17 protein-coding genes are annotated in these 15,660 nt (G+C 38.5%); 1 reads left to right on the top strand and 16 read right to left on the bottom strand.

Annotated elements, in window-relative coordinates; translation table 11 throughout:
• Positions 1-115 precede the first annotated feature (115 nt).
• The 8 genes from ACKTSC_RS04440 to ACKTSC_RS04405 all read right to left on the bottom strand — a co-directional run bounded on the left by ACKTSC_RS04440 (position 116) and on the right by ACKTSC_RS04405 (position 12,138).
• The gene (locus ACKTSC_RS04440) at positions 116-370 is read right to left on the bottom strand and encodes a phage holin (protein WP_407856951.1); all 255 of its coding nucleotides are present in this window, start codon (positions 368-370) and stop codon (positions 116-118) included.
• A gap of 4 nt (positions 371-374) precedes the next feature.
• Positions 375-725: a hypothetical protein gene (locus tag ACKTSC_RS04435; protein ID WP_311924850.1), complete on the bottom strand. Its 351-nt coding sequence runs from the start codon at positions 723-725 to the stop codon at positions 375-377.
• Between the two features lie 71 nt (positions 726-796).
• Complete coding sequence (locus ACKTSC_RS04430; RefSeq protein ID WP_332654394.1) at positions 797-934, bottom strand: CD1375 family protein; 138 nt, start codon at positions 932-934, stop codon at positions 797-799.
• A complete protein-coding gene (locus ACKTSC_RS04425) occupies positions 934-1,227 on the bottom strand; it encodes a hypothetical protein (protein WP_407856950.1) in 294 nt (97 codons plus the stop codon). Before ACKTSC_RS04425 ends, ACKTSC_RS04430 begins: the two co-directional genes overlap by 1 nt.
• Positions 1,228-1,247: 20 nt before the next feature.
• Positions 1,248-2,156: a hypothetical protein gene (locus tag ACKTSC_RS04420; protein WP_407856949.1), complete on the bottom strand. Its 909-nt coding sequence runs from the start codon at positions 2,154-2,156 to the stop codon at positions 1,248-1,250.
• Positions 2,157-2,169: 13 nt separating this feature from the next.
• Positions 2,170-3,966 (bottom strand): phage tail spike protein, encoded by a 1,797-nt coding sequence (locus ACKTSC_RS04415; protein ID WP_407856948.1) that lies wholly within the window; start codon positions 3,964-3,966, stop codon positions 2,170-2,172.
• A gap of 34 nt (positions 3,967-4,000) precedes the next feature.
• Entirely contained in the window at positions 4,001-6,043 is a 2,043-nt protein-coding gene (locus tag ACKTSC_RS04410; RefSeq protein ID WP_407856947.1) for a distal tail protein Dit, read from the bottom strand.
• Positions 6,044-6,057: 14 nt separating this feature from the next.
• Entirely contained in the window at positions 6,058-12,138 is a 6,081-nt protein-coding gene (locus ACKTSC_RS04405; RefSeq protein WP_407856946.1) for a tape measure protein, read from the bottom strand.
• Positions 12,139-12,225: 87 nt separating this feature from the next.
• Between ACKTSC_RS04405 and ACKTSC_RS04400 the strand changes: the two genes are divergently transcribed.
• The gene (locus ACKTSC_RS04400; protein ID WP_178982402.1) at positions 12,226-12,429 is read left to right on the top strand and encodes a hypothetical protein; all 204 of its coding nucleotides are present in this window, start codon (positions 12,226-12,228) and stop codon (positions 12,427-12,429) included.
• Here the strand turns inward: ACKTSC_RS04400 and ACKTSC_RS04395 are convergent.
• The 8 genes from ACKTSC_RS04395 to ACKTSC_RS04360 all read right to left on the bottom strand — a co-directional run bounded on the left by ACKTSC_RS04395 (position 12,419) and on the right by ACKTSC_RS04360 (position 15,660).
• Complete coding sequence (locus ACKTSC_RS04395) at positions 12,419-12,580, bottom strand: hypothetical protein (RefSeq protein ID WP_178982404.1); 162 nt, start codon at positions 12,578-12,580, stop codon at positions 12,419-12,421. The two genes, ACKTSC_RS04400 and ACKTSC_RS04395, sit on opposite strands and share 11 nt — an antisense overlap.
• Positions 12,570-12,851 (bottom strand): hypothetical protein, encoded by a 282-nt coding sequence (locus ACKTSC_RS04390; RefSeq protein WP_178982406.1) that lies wholly within the window; start codon positions 12,849-12,851, stop codon positions 12,570-12,572. Before ACKTSC_RS04390 ends, ACKTSC_RS04395 begins: the two co-directional genes overlap by 11 nt.
• Before the next feature lie 53 nt (positions 12,852-12,904).
• Positions 12,905-13,486 (bottom strand): hypothetical protein, encoded by a 582-nt coding sequence (locus tag ACKTSC_RS04385; protein WP_178982408.1) that lies wholly within the window; start codon positions 13,484-13,486, stop codon positions 12,905-12,907.
• A gap of 57 nt (positions 13,487-13,543) precedes the next feature.
• Positions 13,544-13,675: a hypothetical protein gene (locus ACKTSC_RS04380; protein ID WP_256276679.1), complete on the bottom strand. Its 132-nt coding sequence runs from the start codon at positions 13,673-13,675 to the stop codon at positions 13,544-13,546.
• Positions 13,676-13,783: 108 nt separating this feature from the next.
• Positions 13,784-14,596, bottom strand: coding sequence for a hypothetical protein (locus tag ACKTSC_RS04375; RefSeq protein ID WP_178982410.1), 813 nt, complete (start codon positions 14,594-14,596; stop codon positions 13,784-13,786).
• Positions 14,596-14,850 (bottom strand): hypothetical protein, encoded by a 255-nt coding sequence (locus ACKTSC_RS04370; protein ID WP_010778478.1) that lies wholly within the window; start codon positions 14,848-14,850, stop codon positions 14,596-14,598. Before ACKTSC_RS04370 ends, ACKTSC_RS04375 begins: the two co-directional genes overlap by 1 nt.
• Positions 14,851-14,862: 12 nt before the next feature.
• Complete coding sequence (locus tag ACKTSC_RS04365) at positions 14,863-15,216, bottom strand: hypothetical protein (protein ID WP_178982412.1); 354 nt, start codon at positions 15,214-15,216, stop codon at positions 14,863-14,865.
• Positions 15,217-15,225: 9 nt separating this feature from the next.
• Positions 15,226-15,660: a hypothetical protein gene (locus tag ACKTSC_RS04360; protein WP_407856945.1), complete on the bottom strand. Its 435-nt coding sequence runs from the start codon at positions 15,658-15,660 to the stop codon at positions 15,226-15,228.

Here is a 15,660-nt window from a genome sequence, read left to right as displayed (position 1 = left end):
AAAAAATCTAATAGTGAAAGGTCTATTTGTTGTACTCATTTTTTGGAATTAACTGTTATAAAATATTTTTTTGATTTAGCTAATTTTCACTTGACTCTATATAGTTAGTCTTTCATTATTTAGGCTCTTTATATGTCAACGCTTGATCGCTATCTGATAGCCCACTTGTTGTTGGATCAGACACTATTCCCAAAATTGCTAACACACCAAACGCTGCATTGATGATTGCTGCAGCTTGTTGATTCAACACTACGAAATCCCATTTGTAACCGAACGGGTCAGCGATTGTTTGAATCAATAAAAAAATGGCCGGCAATAGCGCCAACCAAAATGTTTTCTTTTTCATTCTAACTTTCCAATTAATGTTCATTTAATTACCCCCTAAAAAATTTAAGCAATTCCAGCACGAATGCAAATGCAACGCCAGCACCACCACCAATTCCCAAGATTAGTTTCCATATGTTCGTCTTATCAATCATACGTAGTTCGTACTTATGCTTCTCTTCTTCTTTGTTACGATTTAGGACCTCTCTCAAAATTTCAGCGTTTTGTTCCGATTGACGAGTATTTTGCTCTCTTAAAAACCGGTTTGATTCATCAACACGAGCAAGCCCTTCGTTCATCGATTTTTGCATTTCTATAGTCACATCATTTAATCTGCTCAGTTCTTTGTCATGTTGTTTTAGCCTGTCTTCGTGCTGTTGAACCTGCGCTTCTAACTCCATCCCAAATGATTACCACCTTCCTACTAGAAATAAAAAGCAACCAGCTAAAAAGCCGATTGCTCCTGCAACGATTAATTTTTTTCTTCTTGCTTTTTTGAATTCTCTACGATTTCTTTCACATTTTCGCGGATAGAAGCTGGTACAGATTCTATCGTACGTTTTCCTTCAATTACGTGGATAGCGTATAACATCTCTAAATTTGAATACATTATGCTACACCTCCTTTCACGGCTAAAATTTGATCAGCTAAATCTAATAATGCGCCCTCGGTCATATTCAGCCGATCTTTCAGTTCTTTATTTTCTTGTTTTAAACTATCTACAACAGCGTCATCGTCTTCGACCCACCCTGTTCCAAAAATAAAGCGTGGGTTAATTAAGTTTTCGGGTGGATCAATGTCAATATAATTATGCGGCAGGTCTAGCGAGTCAGGCACTTCATATTTTTTGAACCACGTCCCGTCAGGCTGTTTTGCATCAAATATTTGGTAAATGTTTTTCAATAAAATCATTCTTTCTAAACCTAAAATGCATAAACCGCTGTAAGTACAGAAGTATTTGCTGGAGATGATGCGTTATTTGAGTGGCCTTTAAGATTCGAATCCGTCACATAGATAATTTTTCTAAAAGAAGCACCATTATATCCGACGACCCAAACAGACATTACCGCACCGCTATGTGCAGCTCCGTGAATTTTAGGAATGTAGGTGTAATTATAATCTCCATCTATTGAAGCTCCGTTAGTGTAACCTCGCCACTCAAGCACCCACCCGTTTAAACAATCGCTCATTTTAATACTTGGCGTTATCGTTTGAGAAGCTGATACGAACCACTCACCAGACCACAGCTTATTACCAACGGAGTTGATCTGAGAAGCATATTTTGAGGTAATTGAGCCCAGATAGCCTAAACCAGTCATCGTTAGAGTATCTGGAGTAAGCTGATACTGACTTTGCTGACCATTATTGTTTTTAGCACTAATTATATTTCCATCTCGATCAATGTAGAAAAAGCCTTCGAGACCACTTGTAGAACTATACTCATTACGCATTGACCCTAAACTAATATCTAATTTTCCTGTTCTCGTAGTTCCGCCAGTTTCTGTGTATTGATAATCGTTTTTAAACTTAGACCCATTAATATCTACCCCATCGATGGTTCCGGCAGTTACCTCTCCTAAATCCGCTGTAATTGCCGACAACGTTTCTGCTTGAATATTTGCTGCACTAAAAAAGAACAACTCCCATTCAGAACCGTTCCATCGATAAATTGCATTCTGTTGATAGCCAGCTAGTGTACCAGTACACTTCCAAAGCATCCCAGAATATGGATTGGCTGGAACCGTTGCTGATTCAGTGACACCAGTTGGATCACCATCTTGACCATCATCGACACGTATTAGTGTAATTGTATTACTTGCTTTGATTGCCATTCTTTCATCTCCTTTAATAGTCCAAAATACAGTTAAATGTTGCTTTTTCTTCGATATCTTTAACTCCGATAGTAAATAAAAAACCCTCATCAGATAAATGAGGATCACTGCGCGAGATATTTGTAAATTCTAATTCTCCTACTCTTTTTATCTGCCATTGTAAATAAGCAGTTGAGCCAAAAAATTTTAATAATTGTTCAGATGTTTCAATACGTGTTTCTCCAACAATAATTGCAACGGTCAAAACAGTTGAGACACCAGTATTTTTAAAAATATTGCCGTTAACACTAGTTATGTTTAGTAAAATTGCGTCATTACCGTCAACTCCGTTAGATAAGTTGGTGATCGTTAATCGGTCAGAACCTATTGCATATAGAATGCCGTCTTCAAGCTGATTGCTGACCTCACAGCTATACGTCCAAAGCGGTTGATCGTCAGCCGATATCGTCACTGTATTAGTGATATTTGTCCAATCAGGATCAGCGATACCTTCAGAGTCAATACGTGACCATTTGTATTCACTGAAATTTGTTGATACATCAAGTGTTCCATCAAAAACTTTTGCAACAATTGTAATCGTGCCTTTTTTATCAACAAACGCTTGCGCAGTCGCTTCTAACTTCACATCGTATTTTTTTCGATTTGCTTGATCTTTTAAATCATTAGCAAGCTCGTTTAAACTTTGTGAGACTCCGCTTTGTTTGATTAGATAATCTCCTAAAACTGCGGTATATGAATTTGTTGAATACATGAAACTCAATTCCAGTACACGTGCGCTTAGATAAACTTCCTCGTTTTCATCGACTAAATAAATCGTATCACCGATATTTATGCCTTCTGGTAAATCAGCTATATCCACTTCATAGTTGATAGCTGGATCAGAAATCTTCTTTAATTCTCGTAGTGTATTATCTAACAGTGTTTTTTGATTAGTCGTCTCATAAGATTTACGTCGTAAAATATACGCACCGTTAGGATTCGCTTGGCCCGGTAATAATCTGGACCATTTCGCTCCGTTTTCTTTATCCTTTAAAATCCCTGAACTTGCAGTCAATTCGTATCGTCCATTAGGGTCTGTCCATTTGTAGCCTTTTAAATTAATTGGGCTATTTTTCCCGTCAGGCGTTCCGCCTTGCGCATAAATTGCAGTCGCTAACTCATAGATATCTGATTTAACAACGATATTATTTACATCAACATTGACATAGAGCGTTTGACGATTGTCTTTGCCACGCTTCTTGTAGATATTGATATATTTTTTTAATACAGTTGTATTTTCAACGGAAAAACTAAACTCCACTTCTGTGTTGTCAAATTGTGTTGCTACTGACAGTACACGAGCCAAAGCGGTTGAATCTTCACTGTCCCACTCAAGTTTTCTAGTGAGTGAAGGGATCTCGTTAAAGCCAATTTCAAATCCTGAATCAAACGTAAATTTATTAATGTAATAGGCGATATTGTAAGCTTTATCAGCCTTGTATGGACCAACTAACTCATTCAACAAATCAAGTCCGGCATCTTCTGCAACAAATGTATGCGTGCCGTTCAGCGGATTGTGTTCGATTTCTACGATCGTCATCCATACGTCTTTTTCATTTTTATCGTGATAAAGAATGTAATTTCCAATTGCAGCTGCTACTTTCACTTGTGCAGATTGCTTATTCGTAAAGTAAAGCGTACCTGTAAGCGTACGACTGCCATTTTCGATGCTTAGTTTATCTTCTTCGCCAGCCATGACGATCGCTGTAGAAGTGTTGGTGGACACGATTTCTTGCAATTCAAATTGACGATCCGTGAAATAAAAATCCAATTGACCGCCCTCCTTCCAAAATAAAAAGAGAGACTTATAAAAAGACTCTCCTTAAAGTAATTCCCACGATCGGCGTTAGTGCCCAATCACTCGGCACCACTTGAATCGTGTGCTTGCCGTAATCTAATTGGAATTTTTCATACTCATTACCTAATTTGTGCAATGTGCGATCCTCTACACCGTTAACTAATATTTTCCGAGTTTTCGTGTCGATCTCAACGAAATCACGATCATCAAATAGATTGTTTTTATTTGTAAAAACGTTTTCGTTCGTCCAGTAAAGCTTTGAGTCCCACCAATTCATCAAATTATGCTGTTTATCCGAATAACGTAAAAACCAAGCATTCTCATAGACCGCATTCGTCAATTCGCGTTCTGGGAAATTCATAAAGAACTCGTGGTCATGAGTGGTAAACGCCCCATCGTTTGCAGGATTTAGTGACTTGATCTGGCTAAACCGCCATCTCAATTTTGTATTGCTTTCCATACGATCCATGTGGATCTCGAAAAAGTTTCCGTTCCAAGTTTTCCTTGGCAGACTAGCAGTTTTAACTTGCTTGTCTTTGTACCAAAATTCCACCGTTAACTCGCTGTTAAATTGATCGCTGTCTCGAATCACAACTGCCATGAAAAGTTTCTTATTCTCATCAGCAATTACGAATTCCATGCGTCCTCGTGCTGCTTTAACGGTTGAACCATTGTCAAAAGTAACACGTTGCGCACTTAAAAAGTCGCCGTCGCTCGTATTGTTTGAACTTTTTGGAATCTGAAAACCCAGGCTAGGCCCGTGCCAAACGCCAATGTCCGCTACGCTTTGAAAAACAGGATAAACGGAATCTCCTCTATCCCAAGTCATTGTGCCTTGAACCAGATTAGGCGTTTTTGGATTACTCATAAAATTCGGATACGTGGACGGCATTGTCGTGTCATTTGGCAGCATTCCAGAACCGATTGCTGTATTAAAGCGCTGATCGACGACTTTGTGTTTTCCTTTCGATCGTTGTGTATCCACGTCTCCAGAGTCGCCATATTGGAGCGCTCCGCCGTTTGAATTAACGAGTCCAACTAAGCCGTTCTCACCTTGCATCGTCACCTCGATTTGAGGCGTTGCTTTCCAAGTACCGTAGTGAGTGACTTCAACCTTATCTGACACAGTAAGTTTACTAGCTACGTAAGGATTCAGCGTTGAGCCTAAATTAAAATGCGGTTGACCGATTCTGATACGAGTATTTCCACGAACACCAAAAGTCAAAAGCAGAGCCCTTGTATTCTCATTCGTAATTTGGATTGTCTGTTTGATTGTCTGCCATTCATTTTCCTTTGCGGACACTTCAACATAATGATGTTTTAATACTTCTCCACCGATTTTCGAGCGTTCCTCAAGTATTACTACTCCAGGGTTCGCTGTGCCGTCATTTGGCAATACTTCAAAATTTACCAATGCCCCAAAACTCACATAGTCCCCAACTTTTCCATTAAAAGGTCTTGTGGATTCAGCTGATTTTGGTAAATGATTCTCTTTACCATAAATGGTAACTAAATCAGTAAAATCAACGTATAGAGTATTCGATCCGTTGTATTTCGCGCCTAGATGACAGTAATCCTTCCAGTAATGAGGAATATTTTGAAACTCACTATCAAGACACAGATTTTCTTTAGCTGGATCAGCATTCGTGAAGTAGTCTGTTTCGATCGCATACGCCACACCTTCCGGCACCTTAAAAGTCAGTTCAACTTTTGCTGCATCACGATTTACATATTGGGGAACGATTTCACCCTCAAATCGAGCGGACCAATAACGATCCGCTTGATCTGTGAATATGAGTTTTCCATCAGTACCATCTTCTTGATAGAGCACACGATACATTTCATCTTTGAGTGTATTTACATCAGTAAAATCATTTCTTTTGTGACGCATGATCCAGCCTTTGACTGTAATCATCGTTGCACTATCTTTTGCATAGAGCAGCTTTTCGCCCATTACTAAATCGGCTTTTTCGTATTCACGTTTCTTTGTAGGACGAGTAATCTCACTGATGATCAACCACCGAGAAAAATCAATCCCTCTGAAACTCATTTTCGTTTCTGCGATTATACTCGCCCCTTTCTTCTTTCAGCTAACCTTTCATTTCGAGCATTTTCTTTTGCGACTGTTGGTGCCACTTTCTTACCAACTTTTTCTTTGTCAATATAGATATCAGAATCTTGATCACGAATTTCAGTTAGTAATTGATTGCTAACATTAAGCAAACGGATAACTTCCTTAAAGTCCAGACTTGTCGAACCTTCAAAGTTGGTCCGAATTGCCTGAGTATCAACTCCAATTAAATCAGCTAGATTTAATGTCATGTTCGAAGCCATGTTACTGAGACTTGTTGTTGCTGATTGGATGATTCCAGAACCATTTTGAGCCATATAGTTCAACGCTTGACCGATTAACTCCATCGCTCTAGCTGGTTTAGTGACAGGAAGAACCACTTCGGGATTTCCCTTCTCTCCAGCGCGATAAAGGCCATCTTGAGTAATCCAACCACCATTCTCGTATCCGTGGCCATGACCGATAACACCAAGCATATTTGAACCATAGCGGCCTTTGGCATATCTAATAGCAGCCAACATATTGTCAAAGCCTTTCATGATATTGCCGTAGCCAGGAAAGGCATTTGCTAAAAACGTTCCTCTCTTGGTTTGCAGTAATCCAATTGCCGGCCCTGACCCGTCTCCGTCTGGGTCTGCTCCTGGTTGAATAGCTTTTTCATTTCCGCCTGATTCGCTCTGAATTTGAGACAACCACGCATTGACATATGCTTGAGATGTTGGTAATTTATTCATCTTCAGTGCTTTCTTTAGATATGAACGCCAACGCTCAACGCCTGAACCACCCAAAGTAGGAAGGCCTCCAGCAACATCAGTTCCGGCTTTAAAAATATCTCCCGAACCCAACGCACCATTTAAATGGATATGATCGTAATGGTCATTATCTGGCCATGGTACCCATTGACTTGTTGCTGCTTGTCCTGAAATTCCCATCCGGTCACGAACTCTACCGTTAGTTATTACGTATGCAATCTGTTTAGGGAATTTCTCAAACGCCCAATTGGCCGCTTCCGTATATCTTGGACTACCGTAAGGGTAACCAGAAATATCCAGAGCTTGATGTTTTCCGTGCCAATAAGGATCACCAGGACGATATCCAGAAGTTATTGTTAATCCTCCGAATTTAGACATGACTTTTTGAGCGATATCTACTAAGTATTGATAAACATTATTCGCATTCATTGCACCGTCAAAACTTCCGCCCCCAAATGCGTCTTCGACATGCTTTTGTGCAAATGGATAGGCAGCGTTAGTCATCAATTTGACGCCCGCTTTTGTCATGTTTCTCCAAGGTTCGACGATACTGTTATAATCTACACGCTGATCAATAAGTTTTTTGAAGGCTCTTTCATCATCAATGAGGTCGAAAATATCGAACTCTCCAATGCCGTCTTCATATTTCGGAATCATACTTCCAAAATTATTTTGTGCTTTTAATACTCGCTCGGACATTGTTGCATTGAGTACCTTCGCACCCTTTTTAAGCCAAACTAAAGCATTTCTACCCTTAGCCATGAAAGTAGAGCCGTCTGGTTCTTGGATGATTTCCTGATATTTAGAACCTTTTTGGTCATTTACAATCGCAGGACCGTCAGCCGGATGGTCATCCGTTCCTTTAGCGTATTTTGGCGGTGACCAATCTCCTAATCTCTTGTCAGATTCCACTTCTTTCATTACATGGTTCACACCGGCGATTACTCCGTTGACACCTTTTCCGATGCCACCAATCATTTTGTTAGCCACACTATTCATCGTATTAGCAAGTGATCCGCCCATCGCATTGATGCCGTCTATCAACGATTGCATCAAAAAACGTCCAGCGCTATTAAAGCCGCCCGACTTCGATCGTAAATTATTGATAGCGTCATTTCCAAGTTGATTCACACGATTTATGAATGTTTGATAAAGTGAGTTCCAACCATTTAGTAGATTTTGAAGCCATGTTCTACCAGTCTGGAACATCGCATTATAAAAGCTTCGCAATAGATTCAATACTTGATTGCAGAAATTTCTCACAATCGTAATGAATGTTGAAACGAGACTATTCCATCCATTCAACTTGTTCTGCATCCAGGTTCTTCCCATTTGATAATTCGGATTATTCTGATTAGTAATTAACGTTGTGTATTGGGCAATGAAAGTCTGAACACTGGTAATCATTGCTGGCAAAACTGAGTTCCATCCATTCATGAAGTTAGTTAGCCAATCGGCGCCCTGAGTAACCATAGAAGGGCTAATTGAACTAAACTGTCCCAGAATACCATTAGCCGCATTTAAAGCTGTTTGGAGCAACTGTGGCGTTGAATCCGTCATGCCTTGATTACCAGCCTTTGAAGCTTGTTGAGCTGACGCCTGCATTTGAGTAGCATCAGGCATTCCGTAGCTTTCAGTCGCAATAACATCATTCGATAAACCAATAGGTTCAGAATCTTTAACTGCCTTAGTCATCATGTCGGTCATTGTAGAAACAGCATTTTCAATTACCGGAAGTCCTTTTTCAATTCCAACTGCTACGCCTTCAGGAACCCATTTAGCGATCCCAATCATTACTCTGGATGGAGAATGAATATCTAATTTACCAGAAAACCACTTGCCCACATTACCTGCTAGATCGGTCACTGTCTTTTTGGCTTTGTCAAATCCTTTTGTAAATCCTTTTATGATTCCATCGATTACATTTCGACCGATTTCAGCCCAATCAATTTTTGAGAACCCTTTTTTTAATGAATCCCAAAAGCCGATAACGAATCTACCTAATCCCTCACCAAACTCCCAAAGTCCTTTAATCAATCCAATAATTAGCTTTGCACCTAAGATAATCAAGTCGGGTAAGTATTCAAAAATCTTACCAATCATTTGTCCCATAAATTTGACAACCATGGCAAGTAATGCTGGGATTCGTTCTCCGATTCCTTGAATTAGTTTTGTCATCAATTCCCATCCTTTTTGTACAATAGTTGGGAAATTTTCTGCCAACTTTGTTCCAAACTGGACAATTAATTTAATAGCCATTCCAAACCATTCAGGAAACTTAGTCAAAATACCTTGGATTAAATTAAGAACAATATCTAATCCTTTATTAAAAATGATTGGCAAATTTTGAGCGATAGTTGATGCAATCCAACTTATTATTTGAATTGCTATATTAATTAAATTAGGCAACGCTTGGAAAATGCCATCAATGATATTGAATAGTATTTTACTTCCAACTTGAAAGATAAGTGGCAATGCTGTAGTTAGAAACGTCACTAAATTTGAAACTATTTGTGAGGCAATTGGTAATAACTGAGGCAGCCAACTATTAATTCCTAAAATAATGTTGTTTATCCATTGGATACCTATGTTCACAAAAGAAGAAGCTGCGTTTAATAAAGAAGTTAAAATATTCGGTAATATTTCGGTAGTTAGTTTTGTGATTAATTCGGGTACATTGATTCCCATACCTTCTACAATAGACATCATTAAACGCCCACCTGTTGCCAATAAAGATGGAATACCTTCTAATACTTTGCCTGCAATTTCTGAAATTACGTTTGTAACTTCTTCGATTGCTCCAGCGTAATCTTTCTTTTCTAACTTCAAGTCAAAAGCTGCTCTAAAATCTTTTATCGTTTGCTTGATTGGATTAATAACTTTTTGAAGGGCAGTAACAAACCGCATTATAATATTGATTTGCTCTAAACTAAAATACTCCCCAAACTTATCAAAAACATCTTTGAAGCTTATCACTTCTCCGCCAAGAACCTTTCCAACTAAGCTGAAAATAATCTTTAGTTGGTCGAATGCTGCTTTTAGAGATGCAATCTTTTTCCATATACTATTTACTAATTCTATCGGCAAAATTTCTGCTAATTGTTTATGTAAATTAGCCATTTTTTCGCCTGGCCCTTTAGTAAATATTGTATTAAAAGCATTTGCAACAATACCGATTGCCTTAGCCAGACGTTTGAACGGTTCTGCTAGAGTGTCTATAATTTTTCTAAATGTTTCGGATCGTTTATACGCTTCTTTAAAGACGACAATCAATCCTACAATAGCAGCTGTTATCAAAACAAAAGGATTAGCCGCAGCCGTAGCAAAGAAGACAGCTAAAACTGATTGTAGCTTAGAAATAACACTTATTACTGTAACAAGTGATCCATACGCTAAAAAACCTGCTAAAACTCCTTTAATGATTGGCAGTAAAGGTTTCAAAACAGTAAACAACACTTTAGCATAAGGAGTAATTGTTTTAAAAACTCCTTCTAATTTTTTAAACCCATTCTCTGCTTTCGTTCCCACTGTATTTAGTACTTCTGCAATATTTGACCCAGTTACTTCTTTCAAAAATGCGTCAAAGGCTTTAATGACATTTGCCGTACCGCGTACAATTGCTGTTTTCATATTTTGAAACGATGTACCGATACCAGAAGTAGAGTCTTTTGCAATTTTTTGAAGGGACTTAAGCCCCCCTCCACCTTCTTTATCTAATTTAATAAGAGCTTCTTGGAATTGATCAACTGAAATAGACCCTTCTGATAAACCGGATTTTAGTTCACCCGTAGTAATACCCATCTCTTTAGCCATTGCATTCAGAGTCGGACCCATTTGGCTATTCATCATTGAATTCCATGTTTCAGCATCCATCTTCCCATTGGCGAACGCTTGAGACATCTGCAGCACTGCGTTGTTAACCATTTCGGTATTTCCGCCGAAACCTAAAATGGAATCGTTGACTGCGTTAAATATTTTTTGTGACTTTCCTATATCTTGCGTTGATGCGGTCATTAATTGTAGACCAGATACTGCTTCATCTAGTGCTGTCGGTAACCCTTGGATTCCTTTTTCAAGCCCCTTCATAGCGGACTTAGTTTCTTTGGCCGTAAAACCCATGTTTTCAAAAGCACGCGTTGAGTTGTTAAGAGTGTCAATGCGCTTAATAGCTCCACCAACAGAATCTTTAACTAAGCTAAATGCTTTAGAAGCCAATGCAACTAAGCCAAAGGCACTGGCAAGATCAGTAACAGCTGATTTGGCGTTTCTAGAGGAATCTTCAACTCCAGTTTTAACTTCATGTTTCACGCTTGGAAATACGGATTTTGCTTTTGATAAGACAGTCTGAAATCCGTTGGATAAATGGTTCTTTAATGAGGCTCCAGCAGTCATCGCAGCTTGAGGTAAACTTTTAACCCCGCTTTTTACTGACTCCCAAATACTCGATGACCGATTTGGTATATCCTTAATTCCGTTGATAAATCCCGTTTTTATGTTTGACGCAACTTGTGACGCTTTTGAAGGAAGTTGAGATAGTCCATTCCCGATTTTTGATACTGCACCGGCTGTTGAATTAACAACAGAATTAAATCCAGTTACAAAAACATCCTTTGTCCTATTTAAGACTTGAGCTGCTTTTGTAGGGATAGACTGTATCTGTGATATTGCTTGATTTTTTGCTTGGGCGAATCCCGAGCTTATAAAGCTTGATACAGATTTCATTGCACTTTGTACCGTGCTTGGGATTGATTTAACTCTTTCAATAGGTGACTTAATAAGATCAATCATCGCACTACCAATGGTCTTAAAGCCATTTTTCAAATCAGAAAAGCTAGATTTCAGATTTGATAAGCTGCTTTTCATAGAAATAACTAGAGCTTGATTCATCGTTTTACTGTCTTTAGTCATTTCAGAATAGGATACTTTTGCATCACTCTTTATCTGACTGAAAGTTTGTTTACTATTTGTTGATAAGACACTATTTGAATCAGTAATCTTAGCCGTCATTGACTGATAACCCTTAGTACCAGAGCTAGTCATATCCGTGATAGCTTTTTTCGAACTATTGAACGATTCCGTCGTTTTACTCACTCGATCTTTTAAATCTGTATAACTAGTGACCATGGATTTTGTTGACGCTGTTCCTTTTTTTCCCAAATCTTCCGCACGCTCAGCAACACTACTAATTTTATTGGCTAACTCAGTAGCTTTTTCCCCAGTACGTTCAAACCAACCGAAAAAAGAGGCCACAGCTTTCTCTGCTGGACCACTGTCTGCGGTTATCGTCAGCTTAGCTCCACCTATATTTACATCATCTGCCAATTGCTCAACTCCCTTCTATATGTATTTTTTATTGGTATAATTTCCTTATCAGTGTATTTTGCTGAAATTTGATAAGGAGGATGGTTTATGGCCAAACGCGCATCTGTTAAGGTTTCCATGGACAAGGATTTACAAAAGTTTTTTAAAGACCCGAAAAAACAAATGGAAAAAGCTATGAAGGGTAAAAAAACTGAAATCGAATGCCCTAACTGCAAAAAGAAATTTACAGCCGTTATTGGTAAAGCAAACAAGTGTCCATCTTGTAAGGAAACAGTTGAAATTAAGTTTTAAGTTTAATTTCAAGTTCAGTAGAAGCCATTTCCTTCGCCAGGGAATTGGCTTCTTTTACTAGCTTATTGAACTTGGCTAACTTTTCTTCAATTTCGTCTAAGTTTTCTATTTCAACACAAACTTTGAATTTTGCTTTTTCATTAGCTTTCACTTTCTCTACTTCCTTTCCACCACTGAGTTGTATCAACGCCATCGTTGTTAGCAGACTCAGTTAACTGACCTTTCGCCTTTTCAATCGCTTCTTCATACGGTTTCATCAAGATTGACTCATAGCCATCTCCGCCAGTCAGATTACTCAAGAACATACTCACTGAATCCACTATCGCCATTTGAATCTCATACTGTCTTGAACGACGCGCGTTATACTCCTGTTTATTTCCCCATTCATATTTTCTTTTAAGCCAACTAAACGACTGCTCCAATACACGCTCTTCTGGTATTGAATAGAAATAAGAAACAAACTGAATCTGTTCGATTATGCTTGAGGTGAAGGATTCAATTGCACCACTGATGCTTTTTGATATTCTTCCGTCTGTTCCTTCTGAGTGGCTTCTTTCACTTCCTCTTTGCTCATCGTTCGAAATTTCGGCCGAATCTTTTTTACTAGTGCCGTAAGTTTTTCGATAGGTGTATTTGCAATAAATTCAGCAACAATCAATGAAGTGTCAAAGAAATCCATTTCTTCTGTTTCTTCAGCGGTTTTATCCAAAAGAATGGCCAAAATTTTAGCAATTTTCTCATCAGGTACTTCAGAAAGGAAAAACTCGACCCCTTCTTCAACTGTTGGAAATTTAGTATCAAATAATGGATTCCCTTTATCATCTTTTTTCTGCGTTCCATCATCATCCAAAATTGGATTTACTTCTGTATGATCTTTTCGCCAATCCGTAAATTTGCTGTAGATAATCATTCCATCTCCTGCAACAAACTTCACAAGTTGCAATACCTTCTTGTTTGTTAAACGTGGAACAGGAATTGTACTTCCATCACCTAAAACCACCATTTTCATTTCAGTTACTACGCTATTGATTTGTTCTACTGTTGTATTTTCAGTCATGTTCTTCTCCTTTTTTAGACAAAATAAAAAAGCGAACTAAAATAGTCCGCTTTATTCTTATCGGATTTTTGTAACATAATCTCCGATAAATTTAGTCGTCGGTTCAGTAAACTTTGGTTGTAACGTTAAAATAGTCTCACCTTTATCGTTCACGTATACCTTCGGCTTGACCGTACCTTTTTCGGTCATAAAACCACCTACTTTCGGTTTGGGTCCTCCAAATTAGAAGTTCTGTTTGAGCCTTCTAACCCCTAATTACATTATAACAGAAATCCACTATAGACCTCTGCCCATTAATTACAATACTTGTTCGATTTCGATGAAGACATTTTCATCTTCGGGTAGGTCATCCTGAGCGAATGATGTAAACGAAACAGGGAGTGTTGCTTTCTCTTTCCCGTGATTCGTTTCAACATTATCACTGATTTTAACTTCATAATAATGAACCATCAAGAAAGATTCATCCTCACGCTTAACAATTAAGGTCAGGCTGTACGAATCTACAGAAGTTGGTGCACCGTATGAGATTGTTTTGGTCCCTAGCTCTTCGACAGGGGTAAGTGTATCAGTCACCGTATACGAAGCTGTTACACCTTTCTTCAAAGTTATAATATCTCCAGAAACTTGCGCAATCGCAATGGTTTCATCACCGATTTTAGCAAATTTAACTGTTTCAAAATCAACACCCTTATCAGCTGCAACTTTAATTTTTCTAGTTCCTTTATTCACTGCAGCTGCAAGCGTCGCTGGTGTTCCCAAAACTGCTGCCGTTTCAGTAATATTACCACCTGCCCAAGCCAAAGCACGGTTATCGATTGAAGTTTCCATCAATGTAGTACCAATAGTATTAGACCAGCCTGAAATTGTAGTATCAATCGGCGTAACTGATTGATCGATTGTAACTTCTTCGGTTTCATTCCCGCGAGAACGATTGATTCCTTCGTTTGTACCACCTAAATCACGAAATCCAGGTTTCAACTCATATGTGTCCATATCCATAATATCTGAAATTTTAGTTGGACGAACCTCAGTGTCTTCTCCAATGATTAATCGTCCAGCGCCACCTTGAATATCTTTTTTATTAAAACGATAAAATTGATCTTTAGCCATTATTTATCTTCCTCCTTCTTTTCAACTTCTTCATAACTCCATGACGAGCTAGAAAGTTTCAGTTTTTGTAATTTCGTTTTGGTCAATTCAAGAATTTCTCCATGAATAATCTCGTTTGGAATTCCTTGGATTTTTACTTTTAATGTTGTGCCATCTCCAGAATTCGATTTAGCTATTACTTTAACTTTTGATTCCTTGGTAGTTGAGTTTACTTGTTTTGATTCTGATTTTTTTTCTTGTTCTTTTCCTGCCAAAATGATTCCTCCTTAATTTTCAAAATAGCTAATTCTCATGTAACACCACGCCTCGTTTTTCTTTGACTGATCATCTATATCAGGAATCGGTGGCATTTGAAAATCGATATCAAAAACATTAACGCCAGCAATGTCAGCAAAGTTCCGTTTTAGATAATTACCGACCTCTGTACATTTCGTGAGAGCTTCAATGTCATTCTCAGAACGCACAAGAAGCTGCAAGCTACCCTTGCCAATAGTTTTGACAAGCAGACATGGTAGTTCTGCTCCTGCTTCAATTTTCCACACCCTGAATGATTTGAAATCATCTTCAAAGGCAGCTTTTATAAATTTGCGTATGCTAATTGAAGCATCTACATAGTCCATTTAGCTACCTCACATTCTGTTTTTAATGTACTTCTTAATTGTTGTTTGGCTCTGTGCTTTCATTCGGTCGATTTCTGCATCCAACGCTCGTCCGAATATATTAAATCGTTTTTCAAGCGGTTTTGCGTAAATTACTCCTGATCCAATTTCTAAAACGGTTGTCTTTCCTTCATTTTTTAGATCATGTATTATTGGTCCTACATCAGACCCGTTCGGTCCAGTTTCATTTCCCACATATCCAATAGAATTGATGTAAGCGGCAGTATCGATGTGATGATCCGTTCTCGTGATATTTTTAGCTCCATCAGCCCACACACGCCCCATAGACTCAACAGCAAGCTCTCTAGCCTCATCAAGTACCCTCGGGAACTGTTTGGCAAAATTAGCCATTCCATCGTCTAATTCGAACGTTACCGAAGCATACTTGGCTTTCCCTTCAACCAT

This window comes from Enterococcus hailinensis, from assembly GCF_045862035.1.
GTDB classification, from domain to species: Bacteria; Bacillota; Bacilli; order Lactobacillales; family Enterococcaceae; genus Enterococcus_A; species Enterococcus_A hailinensis.
Note: the sequence above shows the minus strand (reverse complement) of the source record. Positions and strands in the feature narration are given on the sequence as shown.